Origin of the sequence: Aeromonas sp. DNP9, from assembly GCF_001728955.1 — a bacterium.
In the GTDB taxonomy this organism is placed as follows: Bacteria; Pseudomonadota; Gammaproteobacteria; order Enterobacterales; family Aeromonadaceae; genus Aeromonas; species Aeromonas veronii.
The window spans coordinates 112,397-130,672 of sequence record NZ_LYSQ01000012.1; the positions used below are offsets into that span (position 1 = coordinate 112,397).

The 18,276-nt window shown below is 61.0% G+C and carries 16 protein-coding genes; 11 read left to right on the forward strand and 5 right to left on the reverse strand.

All coding sequences use genetic code 11. The annotated features are described in order from the left end of the window. The first annotated feature begins 4 nt into the window (after nucleotides 1-4). From A9G06_RS10125 to A9G06_RS10175, 11 genes are read left to right on the forward strand one after another with little or no spacing between them, the layout of a single operon-like run. Nucleotides 5-1,408 carry an undecaprenyl-phosphate glucose phosphotransferase gene (locus A9G06_RS10125; RefSeq protein ID WP_069555139.1) on the forward strand — a complete coding sequence of 468 codons (1,404 nt, stop codon included), beginning with the start codon at nucleotides 5-7 and terminating at the stop codon, nucleotides 1,406-1,408. Further along, a complete protein-coding gene (locus A9G06_RS10130; RefSeq protein WP_069555140.1) occupies nucleotides 1,392-2,750 on the forward strand; it encodes an outer membrane beta-barrel protein in 1,359 nt (452 codons plus the stop codon). Before A9G06_RS10125 ends, A9G06_RS10130 begins: the two co-directional genes overlap by 17 nt. Nucleotide 2,751: 1 nt before the next feature. After that, nucleotides 2,752-3,291 carry a polysaccharide biosynthesis/export family protein gene (locus tag A9G06_RS10135; RefSeq protein WP_069555141.1) on the forward strand — a complete coding sequence of 180 codons (540 nt, stop codon included), beginning with the start codon at nucleotides 2,752-2,754 and terminating at the stop codon, nucleotides 3,289-3,291. Nucleotides 3,292-3,306: 15 nt separating this feature from the next. Continuing rightward, on the forward strand, nucleotides 3,307-5,448 hold the full coding sequence (locus A9G06_RS10140; protein ID WP_069555142.1) for a polysaccharide biosynthesis tyrosine autokinase: 2,142 nt from the start codon (nucleotides 3,307-3,309) through the stop codon (nucleotides 5,446-5,448). Next, on the forward strand, nucleotides 5,445-6,659 hold the full coding sequence (locus A9G06_RS10145) for a lipopolysaccharide biosynthesis protein (RefSeq protein WP_069555143.1): 1,215 nt from the start codon (nucleotides 5,445-5,447) through the stop codon (nucleotides 6,657-6,659). The genes A9G06_RS10140 and A9G06_RS10145 overlap by 4 nt, the downstream gene beginning before the upstream one ends. Beyond that, nucleotides 6,656-8,035 (forward strand): capsular biosynthesis protein, encoded by a 1,380-nt coding sequence (locus A9G06_RS10150; RefSeq protein ID WP_253182325.1) that lies wholly within the window; start codon nucleotides 6,656-6,658, stop codon nucleotides 8,033-8,035. The genes A9G06_RS10145 and A9G06_RS10150 overlap by 4 nt, the downstream gene beginning before the upstream one ends. Further along, nucleotides 8,032-9,042: a glycosyltransferase family A protein gene (locus A9G06_RS10155; protein WP_069555144.1), complete on the forward strand. Its 1,011-nt coding sequence runs from the start codon at nucleotides 8,032-8,034 to the stop codon at nucleotides 9,040-9,042. Before A9G06_RS10150 ends, A9G06_RS10155 begins: the two co-directional genes overlap by 4 nt. After that, complete coding sequence (locus tag A9G06_RS10160) at nucleotides 9,039-10,256, forward strand: glycosyltransferase family 4 protein (protein WP_069555145.1); 1,218 nt, start codon at nucleotides 9,039-9,041, stop codon at nucleotides 10,254-10,256. Before A9G06_RS10155 ends, A9G06_RS10160 begins: the two co-directional genes overlap by 4 nt. Then, a complete protein-coding gene (locus tag A9G06_RS10165; RefSeq protein WP_069555146.1) occupies nucleotides 10,253-10,744 on the forward strand; it encodes a serine acetyltransferase in 492 nt (163 codons plus the stop codon). The genes A9G06_RS10160 and A9G06_RS10165 overlap by 4 nt, the downstream gene beginning before the upstream one ends. Beyond that, on the forward strand, nucleotides 10,731-11,858 hold the full coding sequence (locus A9G06_RS10170) for a glycosyltransferase family 4 protein (RefSeq protein WP_069555147.1): 1,128 nt from the start codon (nucleotides 10,731-10,733) through the stop codon (nucleotides 11,856-11,858). Before A9G06_RS10165 ends, A9G06_RS10170 begins: the two co-directional genes overlap by 14 nt. After that, a complete protein-coding gene (locus tag A9G06_RS10175) occupies nucleotides 11,855-12,262 on the forward strand; it encodes a hypothetical protein (protein WP_069555148.1) in 408 nt (135 codons plus the stop codon). The genes A9G06_RS10170 and A9G06_RS10175 overlap by 4 nt, the downstream gene beginning before the upstream one ends. A 39-nt stretch (nucleotides 12,263-12,301) precedes the next feature. Here A9G06_RS10175 and A9G06_RS10180 read toward each other — a convergent pair whose 3' ends face one another. From A9G06_RS10180 to blrA, 5 genes are all read right to left on the reverse strand, one after another. After that, nucleotides 12,302-13,699, reverse strand: a complete 1,398-nt coding sequence (locus A9G06_RS10180; protein WP_069555149.1) for a DUF4832 domain-containing protein — start codon at nucleotides 13,697-13,699, stop codon at nucleotides 12,302-12,304. A gap of 133 nt (nucleotides 13,700-13,832) precedes the next feature. Next, nucleotides 13,833-15,188, reverse strand: coding sequence for a cell envelope integrity protein CreD (gene creD, locus A9G06_RS10185; protein ID WP_069555150.1), 1,356 nt, complete (start codon nucleotides 15,186-15,188; stop codon nucleotides 13,833-13,835). Nucleotides 15,189-15,308: 120 nt separating this feature from the next. After that, nucleotides 15,309-16,103 carry an OXA-12 family class D beta-lactamase gene (gene blaOXA / locus A9G06_RS10190; RefSeq protein WP_069555151.1) on the reverse strand — a complete coding sequence of 265 codons (795 nt, stop codon included), beginning with the start codon at nucleotides 16,101-16,103 and terminating at the stop codon, nucleotides 15,309-15,311. A gap of 78 nt (nucleotides 16,104-16,181) precedes the next feature. Next, a complete protein-coding gene (gene blrB / locus A9G06_RS10195) occupies nucleotides 16,182-17,603 on the reverse strand; it encodes a beta-lactam sensor histidine kinase BlrB (RefSeq protein WP_069555152.1) in 1,422 nt (473 codons plus the stop codon). After that, nucleotides 17,600-18,274 carry a beta-lactam response regulator transcription factor BlrA gene (gene blrA / locus A9G06_RS10200; protein ID WP_069555153.1) on the reverse strand — a complete coding sequence of 225 codons (675 nt, stop codon included), beginning with the start codon at nucleotides 18,272-18,274 and terminating at the stop codon, nucleotides 17,600-17,602. Before blrA ends, blrB begins: the two co-directional genes overlap by 4 nt. Between the last annotated feature and the right edge of the window lie 2 nt (nucleotides 18,275-18,276).

The window sequence follows — 18,276 nt, forward strand, 5'->3', positions numbered from 1 at the left end:
ACCCATGAACAAACGAATTATCAAGCTCGCAGACGCGAGCCACAGTCTGTTTTCCCGCTTTGTCGATCTGGTGGGAATTTCAGTATCAATGGTGCTGCTTTCGCGGCACTTTGGTTTGTTTCATGGGTTGGACGAGATGTCACTGGCCACGCTGGGCATGGTGGTCTTCTTTCTGGTTTCCCAGAATACCGGGCTCTATTGCAGCCGGGTTCGTAAACATCTGGCGCAGTCTCTGCTGCGCCTCATCTTCTCCTGGTTGGTAACAGCTACCCTGCTCTACCTGCTGGTCTATCTGGTTCCCATCTTTAAACCCTACCACCCTTTCCCGCTTGAGCTGGCTGTGCTCTGGCTTGCCATGGCCTGTCTTATTTCCACCGGCTATCGGGTGCTGTACCGACTGGTGACACTCTGGTTCAGCGGTGCTTCCTGTTGTCGTCGTGTGGCCATCATTGGCGTGACTCCGGCTGGACTAGCGCTGGAGAAATCCCTCTGGGAGAGTCCGCGTCACGCTATCCAGATGCTCGGATTTTTCGATGCCCGCAGCGAAGAGCGCTTCGGTTACCCGACTCGCAGTCCTCTGTTGGGTGATGTCGACGAACTGCTCGAGCTGGCCCGCAAAGGGCTGGTCGACGAAGTCTATCTGGCGCTGCCCCTGACTGCCCGGGAGCGCATAAATCACTACCTCTACGAACTCTCCGATACCACGGTCGATACCTATCTGGTACCCGATTTTTACGAGTACGGCCTGACCGTATCCCACATCGATCAGGTGGGCGATATCTATACCTTCAGCTTTTTCGATTCCCCGTTTGAAGGGGGCGCCGCCCTGCTCAAACGGATTGAAGATCTGGTGCTGGGTTCACTCATCCTGCTGCTCATCTCTCCGGTCATGGCGCTGGTGGCGCTCGGGGTGCGTCTCTCTTCACCCGGACCTGTGCTCTTCAAGCAGGATCGCTACGGCCTGGGGGGAAAACGGATCCAGGTATGGAAATTCCGCTCCATGCGCGTCATGGAGAATGATGCCGTGGTGACTCAGGCAACCAGAGGCGATCCCAGAGTGACGCCATTCGGTGCGTTTTTGCGTCGTACCTCGCTGGATGAGCTGCCGCAGTTTTTCAATGTGATTCAGGGTTCCATGTCGATCGTTGGGCCGCGTCCCCATGCCGTGGCGCACAACGAGCAGTACCGCTCACTGGTGGAGCGTTACATGCTGCGGCACAAGGTGAAACCAGGGATTACCGGGCTGGCCCAGATAAATGGATTTCGTGGTGAAACCGACACCCTCGACAAGATGGAGATGCGGGTCAAGTTCGATCTCAAGTACATCCAGTACTGGTCGCTCGGACTGGATTTCAAAGTCATTTTCCTGACTGTATTCAAGGGGTTTGTCGGTGCATCCGCTTACTAGCCTCGTTTGCGCCGGACTGCTGCTCTCCCCCTCTCTTTCAGTCCGTGCCGAGGTCACCCCCGTATCCCATCAGGGGCCGCTTGGTCTGGAGATCCAGACCGAGGTGGAGAGCCGTGACGGCCACGACAGCAACCTGTTGTGGCAGCGTGACAATGGTCAGGCGATTGGCTCCGATTTCGTCGGGATCACCCCGGAATTTCGCATGGTGGGCGAACGCGGCCTGGATCGTTATAAGTTCAGCTATCTGGGTGATTATCGTCGCTATGGCAGCAGCCATGCGGATGACTATGCCGATCACCAGTTCCAGTTTGACGGCAGCTGGCGCTTCTCCCTGCGCAACGCCTTCAAACTGATGTACCAGTATCGGCTGGGCCATGAGGCGCGTGGCGAGGGGTTGACCGAAGGCTTTATGTTGCAGGGAGATGCCTCTCCTTGTCCCAGCGAGGTTGATGAAAAGAAAGGTCGTGCGCTCTGTGGTTATGCCACATTCGGCAGATTTCAGATAAATGAGCCGTTGCGCTTCAAACGCAGCGAAGTGGGTGGCCGCTACAGTTACGGCGCTCCCGATGCCAGAGGCAAGCTGGAGCTGGCGCTCTCCCACAAGGATCTGGGCTATCTCGACAAGCACCTCTACCTGCATGACTTTGAACGCTATATGGCCGAGCAGGAGTGGCAGGAGAACTCCGCCATCGTCGAGCTGTTCGATCAGGTGAGCCATGTCAGCCGTTTTCGTTACACCCTGCAGACCAATCTGCGACGCTACCCGGCCAATCCGCGCAAGGATTCCGACGAGTTTTTTCTTATCACCGGGGTGATGAGCCAGCTGACCGGCAAGACCCGGATCGATGCCAATATCGGCAGGATCTACAAGCGTTTCGTCAACGATCCGCAGGCGGAGAGTTTCAAAGGGCTGAACTGGGATCTGCGTCTGGAGTGGCAGCCGCTCGATTACAGCAAGCTCGTGCTGCTCTCCAGCCGGACCATTCGTGATCCGGGTGGTGACGGCGGCTATGTCAGCAGCCAGCTATATGGCGCCGAGTGGCAGCACCACTGGTCACCCGGAGTGGCGACCACGCTCTCTTATCACGATATCCGGGATGATTATCACCAGTCGGTGGTCTGTGGTAACGACAACCGCCACCGTCAGGATGACATCCATCGCTGGGGCATGGGCATCAGCTATGACATTCGTCCCTCCGTCAATCTGGGGCTCCACTACCAGCAGGCCGACTCTGGTTCCAGCTTTGCCGGGCAGCCCATCGACATCGGTGGCAAGTGCTATCGCCGGGCCCTCGGTTACGACAAACAACAGCTTTCTCTTTCACTCAAGGTAGCCATTTAACATGAACAAAAGCGTGATGGTGCTTCTGCTTGGCTGGTTGTTCAGCCTGTCTGTCTGGGCTGGCCTGGGCCCGCAAGGCAACGATTCCGCCTACAGGCTGGCGCCGGGGGACGAGGTCGAAATCCGGGTGTATGGCGAGCCGGATCTGTCGATGAAGTTCAAGGTCGATACCAGTGGCCACGTCAATTACCCCTATCTGGGTCAGGTGCTGCTGATGGGCCATACCACCACTGAGGTGGCCGAGCTGCTGACCAGAGGGCTCAAGCACGGCGTGCTGCTCGATCCCATGGTGACGGTCAACGTGACCACTTTCCGCCAGGTGTTTGTCGCTGGCGAGGTGGCTCACCCGGGGGGCTACGAATATCAGCCCGGCCTGACGGTAGAGAAGGCCGTAGCGCTGGCGGGTGGTTTCACCGATCGCGCAGCCAGACGGGATATCAGCCTGCGCCTCAATGGCAGCGATCAGTTGCTGGAAGAGGTGAGCCTGCAACGGCAGCTCAATCCGGGCGACATCATCACCATCGAACAAAGTTTCTTCTGATCCAGGACGCTCTTCATGACTTCATTGTTGGTTGAAAATGGCCGTGCGCTAGAGAGTCGCCTCGATTTCAGCGGCCCCTGGCGGGGGCTCAAGGCAAACTGGTGGAAGGTGGTATTGTTTGCCGCCGTGGTGACCCTGGCGGCCGCCCCCTTTATCTTCAGCATGCCGCCCTACTACCAGTCCAGTGCGACCCTGCTGCTGAAGGCTGATGCCAACAGCGCTTCCCCTATCGAGCCCGTCTATCGGGTAGATACCAGCCGCCGCGAGTACTACAACACCCAGTTCGAGCTGCTCAAGTCACGTCGGGTGGCCGAGAAGGTGGTTACTCATCTGGGCTTGGCCGAGTTGCCGGAATTCAATGGACAACCCGATCCCGACAGCTGGCTAAGCCGCATCAAGGGGCTTTGGAGTGCCGGACATCAGGAGGATGCCTCATCACGCCACCAGCATGCGCTGGAGTATCTGGCTAAGCATCTTTCTATTTTGCCGGTACGAGATACCCAGCTGGTCAGTATCGGGTTCGAATCCCGCTCTCCCGAACTGGCCGCCAGCGTCGCCAATGAGGTGGCCCAGACCTACATCGCGCTCAATGTGGAGGAACGGGTCGCTGCCAACACCACAGCATCCCGCTGGAACCAGAGTCGGTTGGTGGAGATAAAGGCCAGTCTGGAGAAGCAGGAGAAGCTGCTCGGCGATTTCCTCGCCCGCAATGATCTGCTGACGTTTCGCGGCGTAGACGGTCTGCAAACCGAAGAGCTCGGCATCATTACCAACAAATACGCAGATGCTCGCGAGCGGCGGCTGGCGGCGCAGGCCGAGTATCAATCTATTCAGGAGTACGGGCGCAATCCGGCTGCGCTGGCCTCCCTGCCCGAGGTCTCCAACCATCCCCAGATGCAGGATCTGCGCATAGCCCTCATCAAGGCCCAGCAGGAGCTTTCAGAGCTGGCCAAACGATATGGCCCCAAGCATGGCCGCATTCTGCAGGCCGAGGCGCGAATCAAGGCACTCAACACCCAGTCAAACCAGCTGATGCGGGAAATTGCCGATGGTATCGAGGATCGCTATCAGAGCAGCCTGCGCAAGGAGCAACAGTACCTCGCCCAGCTTGACGAGAAGAAGCGGGAGTTCTCCTCGCTGGCGGTCAAGAAGGATGAGTACAACAACCTGAAGAACAACATCGACAAGACCCGTCAGCTCTATAACGAGTTGTTTCGTCGTCAGGAAGAGACCCGCCTGAATGCTCAGTTGCGTGAGTCGAATGCCATTCTCTACGACGTGGCATCGGTGCCCTTGTTGCCAGCCAAACCAAACAAGATGCTGTTTCTGCTGATGGTGGTGATCATGGCGGGCATGGTTGCCGTGCTGGCCATCATCACTGCCGGAGCGCTGCGCAATACCCTGGATCGTCTGAGCCAGCTGGTCTCCCAGCTCGGTGGGCGGGTGCTTGGCGAAATCCCGCGGCTGGCAGCCCTGCAGGATCAGAGAGCCCTGCTGCGGGTGGGGGCGGTCAATCCCAGAGTGGGGGCCAGTGCCGATGATCTCTACGCCATTATGCGGCTGGAGTCTGGTCAGCTGCAGCGCATCATGATCACCTCGACCCGTGCTGGTGAGGGCAAGTCGACGCTGGCGGCACTTTGCGCCGCCAGCTTTGCCCGCCATGAGCGGGTGCTGCTGGTGGATGGGGATCTGCGCCGGGGCGCCCTTGGTCGCCAGTTGCTGGGGCAGGAAGCCAGACCGGGGTTGGCCGAGCTGCTTGCAGGTGAAGCCGATCTGACTGCCTGTCTGGTACCAAAAGAGGGATTGACCCTGCTGCCTGCTGGTCAGCCGGTATCTTCCCCGCTGGCACTGCTTGGTTCCCCGCGCTGGAGCGAACTGCTGGCAACCCTTGCCGGGCAGTTTGACCGCATCATAGTGGACACTCCTGCGCTGGAGGTCGGCAAGGATGCCCTGCTGCTGGGGCAACCGCTGGATGGTGCCATTCATGTGGTTCAGTCCGGGCAACTGCCGGCCAGTCGGGTGCTGAGCGTGCTGGCACAGCTGCGGGATGCCAGAGTGGCGGTGCTGGGGACTGTGCTGACCCAGGTCGCCGAGCGGGATCTGGAAGGGGCTGAAAACCTGAGATTCTGTGGTGCTCCCACCCGGGGCGCGCTATGAAACTGCTGCGCAGCATCACCACCATAGGTGGTGCTTCCGTGCTATCCCAGCTGATCGGGGCGCTCTCGGTCTGGTCACTGTCGCACAAGTTCGACATGGCAGCGGTTGGGCTCTATGCCCTCAGCTACAGTCTGGTGCTGATCGGTGCCCAGCTTGCCACCTTTGCCTCGCAACTACTGTTGCCCAAGCTGGAGGAGGCCGAGCTACCCGGCAACCTGATCTTTTCCCTGTTGCAGGTCTGGCTGCTCCCCATCCCCTATGTGTTGGTGGTGGTCTGCTTTTTCTCGCTGCCGCTCTGGCCGCTCTACCTGCTGACCGTGACCCACGGGTTGATCCTCATCGCCGAGAATCTTGCTCTGCGGGCAGGCCACTACCAGCGGCTCGGTCTGCAGCGTATCTCGGCCTCCGCCGTGGTGCTGCTCTGTCTGCTGTTGGCCCCTGACATGGCGCACTTCTATCAGTTATGGGCCTGTCTGCTGCTGGTGGTGATCGGGGGCTGGTTGTGGTCTGCCTTTACCTGGCACAGTGCCATGCTGAGGGAGGCTGCCCCGCGCCACCTGCTGCACTTCTTCTCCCGCCATAAAGCGCATCTGGCTGGGGTTGGCAGTGCCGAGGTGCTGGCGATGGTGACGGCCAATCTGCCGACCGTGCTGATCAACTTCTGGTTTTCCCCTCTGGTGGCGGGCTACTTTGCCGTGGTCAACCGCTTCTGTCTGGCGCCCGTGGTGATTGTCGGCAACGCCATCCGCCACTCCATCTTCTCGCGATGGTCTGAGGATTTTCGCCTGCGCCGTTTCAACGGGAAGGAGTTTCGCAAGGTGAAGCGGCTGCTGCTGGCGATGGGCAGTGCGGCCACCCTCGGGATCCTCATCTGCTATCCGCTGGTGATGAAGTGGTTCTTCAATGCGGAGTGGATCGCCTCCATCGATACCTCCCGCTACATGTTGCCCTATGTATTTACTGCGGTAGCCATCTGCCCGCTGACCGTAATCGAGCTGGTGTTCGGCTCGCCCGGCTACTTTTTGCGGATCCAGCTTGAGCAGCTGTTGGTCGTGGTGATCGCCTTCGTGCTGTTGCCCTGGTTGCATCAGGAGTACGAGCTCTGCGTGCTGGCCTTCTCTCTGCTGACTGCGGTGCGCTACGGCTTCGTCTTTTTGCGGGTCAACCGCCGGGCTGCCGAGTTGCAGGGGCGGATGGAGCTGGCCTCGTGAATAGTGCCCTCATCATGCAGGCCAATCTGCTGCTGTCGCTGGTGATCTGCGGCCTGGCCCAGTATGTCACCGGTATTACGGCTTTCCTCTGGCTGCCCTTCCTGCTGGCGATTGCCACCTTGATGTTGCTGCCGCTGCAGACGCGTTACAGCCCGTTGCGGCTCGACTATCAGGAGAAGGTGCTGCTGCTGCTCTACTGTGGCTTGCTGGTGCTGGCGCTGCTGGGCACCCTGCTTCAGCAGGGGGGCATGGTGACTATCATCGGCTTCAAGAACGAGCTGGCGCTCTCTCTGCTGCTCCCCTGCCTGTTGCTCGGCTTCTGCCGCGGGTCACAGATTTACCGCATCATGAAGCTGGTGGAGTGGGTCTTCTACCTGCAGATCCCGGTGGTGCTGTTTCAGGTGCTGGTGGTGGTGCCTAAACGGGTGGCAATGCGCGGCGAGTTTGAGAAGTGGGACTCGGTGGTCGGCACCTTCGGGGGGGATCCCATGGGGGGCGGCAATACGGGTGCACTCGGCTTCTTCTGCCTGCTGGTGATGCTGATTAAGCTCTCCGAGTTTCGCCACGGCCTCATTTCGCGTCGTTCGGTCGCTTTTCACATTCTTGCCGCCTTTGCCATCTGTGTGCTGGCCGAGGTGAAGTTCGTCATCCTGTTGTCCCCCTTGCTGCTGGCCTGGGTCTGGCTCTCGCCCAGCTATGTCAGGGGGATGAAGAGCTATGACCTCAAGCGTCTGCTGCTGATTGCGCTGGCGATGACGGCGCTGGTGGCGGTGGCCGTTCTGGTGCTGGCTGCCTCCTACTCATCCGCGTTCGAGGGGGCCGGGCAACAGGGGGCCATTGCGCTGTTTATCGACTCCCTCGGCTATATCTTCGATCCCAACCACATCAACCCGGAAACCGGTGAGCTGGGGCGGGTGACGACGCTCTTTTTCTGGGCCAGCAACGGTGATCACCACGGTCTCAGCAATCTGCTGTTTGGCTATGGCCTCAACACCACCAACCATGGCAGCACCCTGCCCGGTTTTCTCAATCCCCTGTTCAACGTGTTGCTCGACTCCACGTCCCTCAGCGTGTTGCTGTGGGAGGTGGGACTGATGGGCACCCTGATCTTCATCGCGCTGATCGTTCTGCTGCTCTGGTGCTGCCGTCCCCGACCGTTGCTGGATCGCCAGCTGCTGAGTGCGGCAGATGTGCGTCTGCTCAGCTACCAACCCGCTTTCATCGCGTTCGGGATCGCCTGCCTGCTGAGCTTGCCTTACAGCCAGCTGCTGATGCTGATCCCGGTGCAGCAGTTCCTCTTCTATTTCGTGCTGGGTGCCGCCCTGGTGATCCGTTCTTCGGTTCGGCAGGCCACCAGCTCTTGTGAGGTGTCATGACTCCATCCCCCCTTATCTCCGTCATCATCAAGACCTACAACGAGGAGGCAGGGATTGCCGACACCATAGCCAGCATCAGGAGCGCTCTGGCCGACTACTCCCACCAGATTATCGTGGCGGATAGTCTCTCGACCGACCGCACCCAAGCGATTGCCTGCCAGCTGGGGGTGACTGTGGTGAGCCTGACCGACCCGGCCGATCGCTGTTGTGGTGTGGGGCCACAGCTTGGCTACCTCTTCAGCGAAGGGGAGTTCCTGCTGTTGCTCGATGGCGACATGAAGCTGGAGCCGGAGTTTGTGCCAGCCGCCATTGCGCACATGCACTCCCATCCCGAGTGCGGGGGCGTGGCCGGGCGGGCCGAGATGGATGATGCCCACAGCTATGAGTTCAAGTCGCGCAAGCAGCGCATCAACCAGATCTATCCGCTGGGCGAGTCGCGCTGGCTGTGTGGTGGCGGTCTGTTTCGACGCAGCGCCATCGAGCAGATCGGCTATCTCACCAATCGCAACCTGCACGGTTACGAAGAGGCGGAGCTGGGTATCCGGCTGCGTCAGGCGGGCTATCGGCTGGAGCGGCTCGATGTTCCCTTCTTCTTTCACACCTCCCACACCATGGACTCCCTTGCCCTGATCCGTTACCGCTGGCGCATGGGGTATCTGTTTGCCAGCGGCGAGCTGGTGCGCTCGGCGTGGGGGCAGCCCTATTTTCGCGAGGTGCTGTCGGTGATCCGCTCCGAGCTGCTGTTCGGGCTCTACCTGCTGACACTCCTGTTCTGCGTGCTGCTTTTCGCAGCCGGGCTGCCGTTCTGGTTGCTGCTGCTCGCGCTGGCACCGCTGTGTGGCTTCATCGCTCTCAAGTGGTTGAAGAACCGCTCCCTGCAAGATGCCCTGCGCAGTGTCATGAACCTCTCCATCTATGCAGCCGGGCTGGTGCGCGGCCTGCTGTTGCCCCAGCGCTCTGCGCGCGAGGCGCCCGCCCATCGTCTGATCCAGGAGTCATTGCCGTGAAGGTGCTCTTTGCCAACAAGTTCTTTTTCATGAAGGGGGGCGCCGAGACAGTACTCTTTCAGGAGCGGGATATGGTGCGTCAGGCGGGTCATCAGGTGATCGACTTTGCCATGCAGCATCCGGATAACCTCCCCTCGCCCCAGAGCGGCTACTTTCCGGCCAACGTCGATTATCACCAGCGGCACGGGCTCTTCGATCGGCTGAAGATCGCCGTTCGCTTCATCCACAATCAGGAGGCCTGTGATCGGCTGGCGGAGCTTATTCGTGCCGAGCGGCCCGATATCGTTCACTTTCACAACATCTACCACCAGCTCACCCCGGCGATCATCCGGGTGGCCAAATCCATGGGCTGCAAGACGGTGCTGACAGCCCATGACTACAAGGTGGCCTGCCCCAACTACAGCATGCTGGTCGATGGCGAGCCGTTCGATCTGACCCGGATCGAGGGTTCCTGGCTCAAGCTGTTTCGCCATCAGTGGCAGGAGGGTTCGTGGGGCAAGAGCCTGCTGCTCTCTGCCGAGGCGGCCTGGCAGCAGTGGCGCCACAACTATGAGCAGGTCGATGCATTGGTGGCGCCGAGCGCCTTCATGGCTGGGATGCTTCGCACCCGGCTGCCTGCTTCCCGCATCGAGGTGATCCTCAATGGTATCGATGTCGAGTCGAGCCGCGAAAGTGGAGAGGATCGTGGGTACTTTCTGTTCCTCGGGCGCCTGATGGCCGAGAAAGGGGTCGAGACGCTTGCCCGTGCCCATCAGCGCATGACGCGGCCGGCGGGTCTCAAAATTGTGGGCGGTGGCCAGCTGCAGGCGCACCTCGGGCAGCATTATCTCAATGCCGAACTGCTGGGGTTCAAGCAGGGGGAAGCGTTGCTCGATCTGCTGCGTCACGCCAAGGCAGTGGTGGTGCCGTCCGAGTGGTACGAGAACTGCTCCATGTCGGTACTGGAGGCGATGGCCTACGGCAAACCGGTGATCGGGGCTCGAATTGGCGGGATTCCGGAGCAGATCCGCGACGGTCTCGATGGCTTGCTGTTCGAGGCGGGTAATGCCGACGAGCTGGCCCGCTGCATGGACAGGCTGGTGGCCGAGCCGGAGCAGACGGCGGCCATGGGGCGTTCGGCCCGTCAGCGGCTGATCGACAGTTACTCCCTCGCCAGCCACCAGCAAGCCCTGCTGGCGCTCTACCAGTCGTTGCTGGAGGAGAAACAGAGATGAGTTTCTGGCACGAGTTGAAAACCGAACTGGCACTCAATCCGAGCAAGACGGCGCGCCTGTTCCTGTTCAGTTACCGGCTGGCACAGGGAGGCCGCTTTATGAGGCTGCCCGGCTTGTTGCTGCTCAAGGGATTCAAGCTGCTGTGCGGCCTCGATATCTCGCCAAGAGCCCGGCTGGGTTGGGGCCTGCGCCTCTATCACCCGCAGAATATCGTCATCGGTGACGGCGTGCAGATGGGGCGTGACTGCATCCTGCGCCACAACTGCACCCTCGGCAACAAGCCAGATCGTCAGAGCGGCCAGCTTCTCTCGCCCAGCGTGGGGGACGGGGTCGAGTTCGGCACCGGCGCCATCGTCATCGGGGCCATCGCCATTGGTGATCATGCCTGTGTCGGTGCCGGCGCCGTCGTCACTCGTTCCGTCCCGGCTCGCGTCGTTGTTGCGGGCAATCCCGCCAGAATCATTCGAGAAGATCATGAAGCAGATTAGTGTGACCGTACTCGGTACCCGGGGGATCCCCCATGTACTGGGCGGTGTCGAAACCCATTGTCAGTCCCTCTATCCGGAGTTGCACCGCCAGTTCGAAGTGGCGGCGACCGTGCTGGCTCGCGCCCCCTATGTGAATTACCGAAGCGGCGAGTTTGAAGGGGTAGCTCTCGAGGCGTTGCCCGCCCCCAAAAAGAAGTCGCTGGAGGCAATCCTCCACTCTCTGCTCGCGGCTTTTTACTGCCGCAGCCATGCCTGCGATCTGGTGCATGTCCATGCCATCGGCCCGGGGCTGGTGGTGCCGCTGCTGAGGTTGCTTGGCAAGCGGGTGGTCTTTACCCATCACGGTCCCGACTATGACCGCCAGAAGTGGGGGGCGCTGGCCAAGTGGGTGTTGCGTCTTGGCGAGCGCTGGGCGGTACGCTATGCCAGCGAGGTGATCGTCATCTCCGAAGTGATCAACGAAGCGATCCGCCGCCAGTACGATCGCCAGGACGCCCACCTCATCTACAACGGGGTGAAACGGGTCGAGTTGCCGGCAGCGGACAAGAGGGAGCTGACGCTGGCCCGTTTCGGACTGACCGCTGGCAGCTATCTGGTGGCGGTGGGCCGCTTCGTCGAGGAGAAGGGGCTGCACGATCTCATCGCAGCCTATCGCCAGCTTGATACCGAGCTGCCACTGGTACTGGTGGGAGACACGGATCACCCTACCCCCTACAGCGAGCGCTTGCAGAGGATAGCGGATGAAACACCGGGGGTGATCCGTACAGGTTTCCTCAATGGCGAGGCGCTGATCAGCGTCTTTTCACAAGCCGCCTTGTTTGCCATGCCCTCCTATCACGAGGGGTTGCCGATAGCCCTGCTGGAGGCGCTCTCCTTTTCCCTGCCGGTGGTGGTGAGCGACATTCCCGCCAATCTGGCGGTGGCGCTGCAACAGGAGTGCTATTTCCCGGTCGGCGATGTGAGTGCGCTGGCAGAGCGACTCAACGCCCAGCTGACTCGCGGCAAGGTCGATTACAGCGATTATCTGCAGCGGTATGACTGGCAGCGGATCGCCGGCCAGACCATGGAGGTCTACCGCAAGGCTCTGGGCCTGCCGCAAGGAGAGATGCAATGAACCCGTTACAGCAGAAGTCGCAGGGGGCGATCGACCGCTTCTACCGTGCTCTCTCCCCCGAGGTGGCCGAGAGCCTGAGTGAAACCCAGCGCGACGGTATCGAGCAGGCGCTGCGGCTGATGAGTGATGGCAAGTCGCATGCCATCAACGTCAACAGCGCTTTCGGCATCGGTCGCTGGCGCTGCTATCTGGTGGTGTTGATGGGACGGGATCGCCGTCACCGCGGGCGGGAAAGCGGCTTTCGCTTTCACCTTAAGGTGCTGCTGACCACCCTGCTGTTGCTGCTGGGGATCTGCGGCATGGTGCTGCTGCTCTATCTGGTGAAGTCAGCCCTTGGCATCGACATCTTCAAGCACTTCTCGTTCGGGGTGTGGGATCTGTTTAAAAAGAGCGTGCTGATGTGATGAAAGAGGGCTCCTGCGGGAGCCCTCTTGCGTTACGCGTTACTGGATGTCGATCTCGGCCAGACGATACCAGCCACTCTCTTCCAGACCGGCAATGCCGAGCTGCAGAGCGGGCTGCTTGTCCTGACCGATGAAGGCCAGCTCCAGATAGTAGTGACCGCGTGCCATCCGGCCCGGCAGGGTCAGGCTGTCGCGAGTGGTCGCCTTGCTGCCCGGGATCCAGCGGGTCATGTCGTTGCGGGTCACCAGCATGGCGCCGACCCGCCCTTCCTCGTTGACCAGCCGGTAGGTGAGTGGCCAGTTGCGATAGGCCGGCGCTACCCCGTCGTTGTGCCAGTCGCCGTTGAGGGTAAGGGTAGCCCCCGGCTTCATGGTTCCCTTGAGGGTCAGCTGGTCCAGTACGATGCGATAGCCCATCTTGCGCAGGGCATTGTCGACGATGGGTCGATATTGGGGCGGAACCGGATCCGACTTGAGGTTGATGGTGGAGGCGTGTTGGGCCAGCGCCCAGTCAAAGGTGGCCTTGACCTCCTCCATGGTGTACTGCTGCTGGCCTGGCCACTCGCTCAGCTTGCCGCACACCTCGAAACTGACCGGCGCCCGCTGCCAGCTGGAATCGAAGTTCGCCACATCGGCGCGGGCGCTCGCCAGTCGTTCCGGGTAGGCATTGCGCATGTGGCTCCAGCTTTGGGAGAAGTGGTGCCAGTCGCCGAGGCAGTCTGCCCGCCAGCCAGCTCCCTTGCCCACGGCATACTCGAACATGGGCAGGTTGTTGATCAGCATCAGCTTGGGGGTTCGCGGAAAAGCGGCCATCTGCAGGTCAACATAGGGTTTGAGCTGCTCGCTGCTGTAGCGCTGTTCCAGCGTCGGGCCGGGGAAGTTGCTCATGTGCCACTCTCCCCATGAACCTATCATGCCGATGTCGACATGACTCAGCGCCGGGTTGCCGTCGTAATGGGCGCCCAGCGCCTGAAACAGCCGGGTGGCACGGTCGAGGAACTGCGGGTCGCTGTAGTCGGGCACAAAGGTCTGGTGGTTGTTCACCCACTCTCCCCGAATCCCCTTGTTGATGAGCCACTCCGGGATCTTGCTGCCCGAGAAGGGCTCATCAAGGGTCATGACCCTGAGGGCAATCGACTGTTTCGGGGTGGCGTGCTGTGCCTGATCGATGGCCCTGTCGATCAGGGCAAAGTTGTATTCGCCCTCCTGTGGCTCCAGCTCGCTCCAGTAGAAACGGAAGTAGTCGACCGTGCTGACCGGATGTTCGGCCAGAGAGAGGGGATGACCCCAGCTGTTGTGAAACTCTTCGATACCGACGCCGGGATTGTGCAAGAGGTCGTCGACCGGTTCGGGATGAATGGTGAGGGTACCGGCCAGAGCTCCCTGAGCCCATAGCAAGCCGGAATAGAGCAGGATCCTGCCCGGATGCATTTTCATGTGATCGTCCGCCAGTGGAACATGATTGCATGCTAGGAAATTGGCGGACAAAGGCCAGCCGGTTCCGCTGTTTTCGAGAAGAACCGACTGAAGCCTTTGTTGTTTCGGTCAGAGATTGACGGAGGTTGTGCCATCAGTCGTCATTGTCATGTCCGGCTGGGCGGGTCTCGACACTCTGTTGCCCCATCACCTGATACCAGTCGAGCTTGCGGGTCAGCATCATGATCAGCGCCAGGGTGGCGAACAAGAGTAGGGCGCCGAGCAGCAAGGCGATCTCTTCGGCCTGCAGCAGGCTGTAGAGGATCGCATAGACCAGCCCGAGCAGCGCCGCGAAGCCGATCCCCTGCTTCGGGCCGCCCAGCACATGGCTGAGGTAGAAGCCGTTGAGCAGCACGCTGGCCAGTGCTGCCACCAGGTAGGCCCAGCCAAAACCGAGGTGTTCGGTCAGCGCCAGCAGCACCAGATAGAAAATGGCCAGCCCCATGCCCACCAGCGCGTACTGGATCGGGTGAACCCGCAGCCCCTTGAGCAGCTCGAACATGAAGAAGCTGATAAAGGTGAGGCCGATAAACAGCAGGGCATATTTGGCCGCCCGTTCGTTGAGCTGATAGTGATCCACCGGCTGCACCAGACTGACGCTGAAGGTGGAGAGATTGCTATCGCCCCCGTTCATCATCCGGTTGAAGCGGGTCTCCATGTCGCTGGCGAACCAGCTGGTTTGCCAGTTGGCCTCAAACCCTTGTGGACTCAGAGTGCGACTGCCCGGCAGAAAGTCACCGATAAAGTTGGGATGGGGCCAGTTGCCCGCCAGCAGCAGGGTGCTCTCCTTGCCCAGCGGCACTATGTCGAGGGCGTTCATCCCCTGCAGATTGAGCTCCAGATGAAAGGTGCCATCCTGCTGCGGCAGGCTGTCGAGCGGGGCATGGATACCCGCCAGCGCGTCACCGAGGCGGGCACCGGGGGCAAACGGGATCCGCTGTATGCCGAGCTGCAGTTCGGGGACGCTGTTGATACCGCGAGCATCGGAGAGCACCAGGCTCAGGTAGGGTTTGCCCGCCACCAGCTCGGCCGCTTCATCAAACGGTGGGTTCGCGTTATCCAGCAGACTCTGTCGGGTTGGCAGGCGGCCCGAGAGGGTGAGGCGGGTCTGATAGACCTGCGCCTGATAGATGCCCAGCTTGCGCGGGGTGACCTCCATGTTGGCCTTGATATCCAACTGCTCCGGCAGCCGGTAGCGGTAGAGCTGCTCCTGACGGACGAAGCGCTTGCCCTCCTGTTCGACCGTGACCGAGCGGGTATAGGGCTGTACCAGGATAGGCCCCATCAGCCGTTGCGGGCCGCTACTGCTGGCCATGATGCTGTGAATGGCCTGACTTCGGTAAGCCTGACGCTCCCGGTTCAGCTCCATGATGGATTGCACCGGCACCATCAACAGCAGGCTGAGTAATAGCAGCAGAAAGATCTTGTGGGTGAATATCTGTTTGACCATGACACGTCTCCTTGTTTGATGGAGCGAGTCTGTCAGCTTGGCGTGAAGTGGTGATGGGCTTGTGTGAAGTGGTGGTGAAGGGGGATAAAAAAACCGGCATTGCGCCGGTTTCTGGAGGAGTTACAGGGTCTTCAGCTTCCCAGGCAGGGCGGCCAGCACCTCTTCTTTCGCCTTGAGGGAGGCGAACTGCTTGCCGGGCTTTTGCACCACGGTATGGACGAAGATCAGCTGCTTGCCCGGTTTGCTGGCCCAGCCGACGAACCAGCCGATCTGCTGATCGCGGTTGAGGCTGCCATCCAGCTTCTTCGGGTAGCCCATGCCGGTCTTGCCGTGGATCTGCCAGCCGTCGATCTCGCTCACCTTGAGGATATTGGCGGTGTGCTGCAGGGTTTGCGCCGAAACAGGCAGCTTGCCGCTCACCATCTTCCCGAGGAAGCGAGCCTGCTCCTCCGGACTGATGGCGAGGCTGGAGCTGAGCCAGGCCTGGGTCAGGCCGTCATGCTTACCCGGATTGCCAGAGAGATCCCGGTTGCCGTAGTCGAAGCGGTCGACGTATTGCTGGAAGCGCTCCATCCCCAGCCACTCGGTGATCTGCTGGGAGAACCAGACCACCGAGTAGGTTTCCCAGCGGCGCGGGGTAGTGGTTTCGCGCCAGGCGGGCAGCCAGCCGTCATAGCTCGGCTTGTAGGGCAGCGCCGGATGCTCTTCATCCACCAGAAAGCCACTGTCATAACCCATCAGTGCCAGCGGGATCTTGAAGGTGGATGCGGGCGGCAGCTGGCTGGAGCAGTCCCCTTCGCTGGAGAGGGTCTGACCGTTGCCATCAGCATAGAGAAAACAGCCGTTGGCGGCGGAGGCCGGCACTGCGGCGAGCAGACCGGTAGCCAGCAGGCCGGAAAGAAGCAGGCGAGACATGGGGCGATTCCTTGGGTTGATAAGTGAAAGAGCGGCAGGATAGCGCCGCTCTGTGTGGTGAATGTGAAGTGTCCGTTGCTAGATGAGCGGCAGCCAGAGTTCGGCGATGGTGCCACCTTCCGGCCGGTTGGCGAGGGTCAGACGGCCGCCATGCTGGTGGGCCACCTCATGGGCGAAACTGAGCCCGAGACCGCTGCTCTTGCCCTTGTCGGGGCGCGGCAGGGAGTAGAAGCGCTCGAAGATCCGTGGCAGGGCGTAGTCGGGAATGCCGGGGCCGCTGTCGGTGACCCGAAAACAGTAGCCCTCCTCCTGCTGGCTGCCGCTGAGAGTGACGCTGGCGCCTGCCGGTGAAAAGTCGATGGCGTTGTCCAGCAGGTTGCCGATGGCCTGCTCCACCAGCAGCGGGTCCCACTTCTGTTTCGGCGCGCTGGCCAGCTCGGCAACCAGCGCTACCTGCCGGCGCTGGGCGATAATCTGGCGGGCATCGAGCGCCCGCTTGCCGAGCCCGGCTGGCTCTACCGCTTGCCGATCCAGCCCCTGCCCCGACTCCAGCCGTGCCAGTTGCAGCATCCGTTCGATCAGCTGCTGCATGCGGGCACTCTCCTGATTGATGTTGCCGATAAAGCGCCTGGCCACCTCGGGGGGCGGCGTTTCGGCCAGGATCTCACCTGCCCCGCGAATAGCCGCCAGCGGGCTCTTCAGCTCGTGGGTCAGGCTGTGGACATAGCCCTCGATATAGCTCTTGCCATCGAGCTGGTGGCGCATGGTTTCAAGGGCGTGGCCGAGCCGATCCAGCTCGACGGTGTGCAGTTGCGGCAGCGGTGCCGCCTCCCCCTTGCTGACCGATTCGGCGTAGTGCACCAGTTTGCCGATGGCGCGGTTGAGCCACCAAACCAGCAGACTGCCGATCAATAGCGAGATGAACAGCATCTGGCCAGCGGCTTGCAGCAGTTCCCGTTCACCCCGCTCGATGGCGGGCATCAGGGTGCGATTGGGTTTGGCGACGGTGAGGGAGCCTATGATCTCGCCCCCTTCCCGCAGCGGTGCCGCCACATACATGGTCGAGCTGGCGGCATCGTCGGGATCGGTGCGGGTGCTGCGGGCGCCATACTGACCGCGCAGGGTGCGGTAGACATCGTTCCAGCGGGAATAATCCTTGCCCAGATCCGTGCCGTCGGAGTCGTAAATCACCATCCCCTGCCGATCCGTCACATAGATGCGGTACTCCGCCTGCTGTTTGAGGTGGCCATCGATCATCGCATTGATGGGATTCTGGTTGAGGCGGGCGAAGGCGCTGGCCAGCCGCCCGTTCATCATATTGCCCTCTTGCAGATCATCGAGCGCCAGCGGCGCCAGCAGTTGGGTCATGTCGACCAGAGTATCCTCGGTGGCGCTGCGCACCCCGGGTTTGATCTCCTCGACGAAGATCTCCAGCACGAACCAGGCGGCCAGCGCGAAGATCAGCAGCAGGCCGCACAGCAGTTGCAGTCCGAGTCTCATGCCAGCTCTAGGCTATAGCCCAGTCCGCGATGGGTGAGGATCAGATTGGCCTCGGGATCATGTTCGCGCAGCTTGGCGCGGATGGTCTTGATATGGGTATCGACGGTGCGATCCAGGCTCTCTTCCGCATCCTGCCACACCAGATCCATCAGCTGTTGGCGGGAGTAGACCCGGCCCGGCGCCAGCATCAGGGTCTTGAGCAGCAGATATTCGTAGCGGGTGAGGGCCAGCGGCTGGCCGCGAAAATGAATGCGGGCCCGCTCCTCATCCAGTACCAGCAGGGCGCTGGGCTGGGGGGCAACGGGCTGGCTGCGGCGCAGGATGACCCGCACCCGGGCACACACTTCCCGTGGCGAGAAGGGTTTGGCCACATAGTCGTCGGCACCGATCTCCAGCCCGATCAGCCGGTCTATCTCTTCGCTGCGGGCGGTGAGGAACATCAGGGGAATATCGGTCAGCGCCCTCACCTGCTTGCAGAGTTCGAAGCCGCTGATGTCGGGCAGCCCCACATCGAGGATCAGAAAGTCGGGCCTGCTCTGGGCCAACCGGCTCAGCAGCTGCTGGCCCAGAGTGAACCACTCCACCTCGAACCCGTCGGTCTGCAGGGCATAAATCAGGGTGTCGGCGATGCTGGCCTCATCCTCCACCAGCCAGATGACTCTCTTTTGCATGG

Excerpts from the sequence above, each read along its gene's own strand:
- A9G06_RS10140 (WP_069555142.1), top strand. The coding sequence starts at position 3,307 with ATGACTTCATTGTTGGTTGAAAATGGCCGTGCGCTAGAGAGTCGCCTC.
- A9G06_RS10145 (WP_069555143.1), top strand. The coding sequence starts at position 5,445 with ATGAAACTGCTGCGCAGCATCACCACCATAGGTGGTGCTTCCGTGCTA.
- blrA (WP_069555153.1), bottom strand. The coding sequence starts at position 18,274 with ATGCAAAAGAGAGTCATCTGGCTGGTGGAGGATGAGGCCAGCATCGCC.
- A9G06_RS10155 (WP_069555144.1), top strand. The coding sequence starts at position 8,032 with ATGACTCCATCCCCCCTTATCTCCGTCATCATCAAGACCTACAACGAG.
- A9G06_RS10165 (WP_069555146.1), top strand. The coding sequence starts at position 10,253 with ATGAGTTTCTGGCACGAGTTGAAAACCGAACTGGCACTCAATCCGAGC.
- creD (WP_069555150.1), bottom strand. The coding sequence starts at position 15,188 with ATGGTCAAACAGATATTCACCCACAAGATCTTTCTGCTGCTATTACTC.
- A9G06_RS10180 (WP_069555149.1), bottom strand. The coding sequence starts at position 13,699 with ATGAAAATGCATCCGGGCAGGATCCTGCTCTATTCCGGCTTGCTATGG.
- blaOXA (WP_069555151.1), bottom strand. The coding sequence starts at position 16,103 with ATGTCTCGCCTGCTTCTTTCCGGCCTGCTGGCTACCGGTCTGCTCGCC.
- blrB (WP_069555152.1), bottom strand. The coding sequence starts at position 17,603 with ATGAGACTCGGACTGCAACTGCTGTGCGGCCTGCTGCTGATCTTCGCG.
- A9G06_RS10175 (WP_069555148.1), top strand. The coding sequence starts at position 11,855 with ATGAACCCGTTACAGCAGAAGTCGCAGGGGGCGATCGACCGCTTCTAC.
- A9G06_RS10125 (WP_069555139.1), top strand. The coding sequence starts at position 5 with ATGAACAAACGAATTATCAAGCTCGCAGACGCGAGCCACAGTCTGTTT.
- A9G06_RS10135 (WP_069555141.1), top strand. The coding sequence starts at position 2,752 with ATGAACAAAAGCGTGATGGTGCTTCTGCTTGGCTGGTTGTTCAGCCTG.
- A9G06_RS10170 (WP_069555147.1), top strand. The coding sequence starts at position 10,731 with ATGAAGCAGATTAGTGTGACCGTACTCGGTACCCGGGGGATCCCCCAT.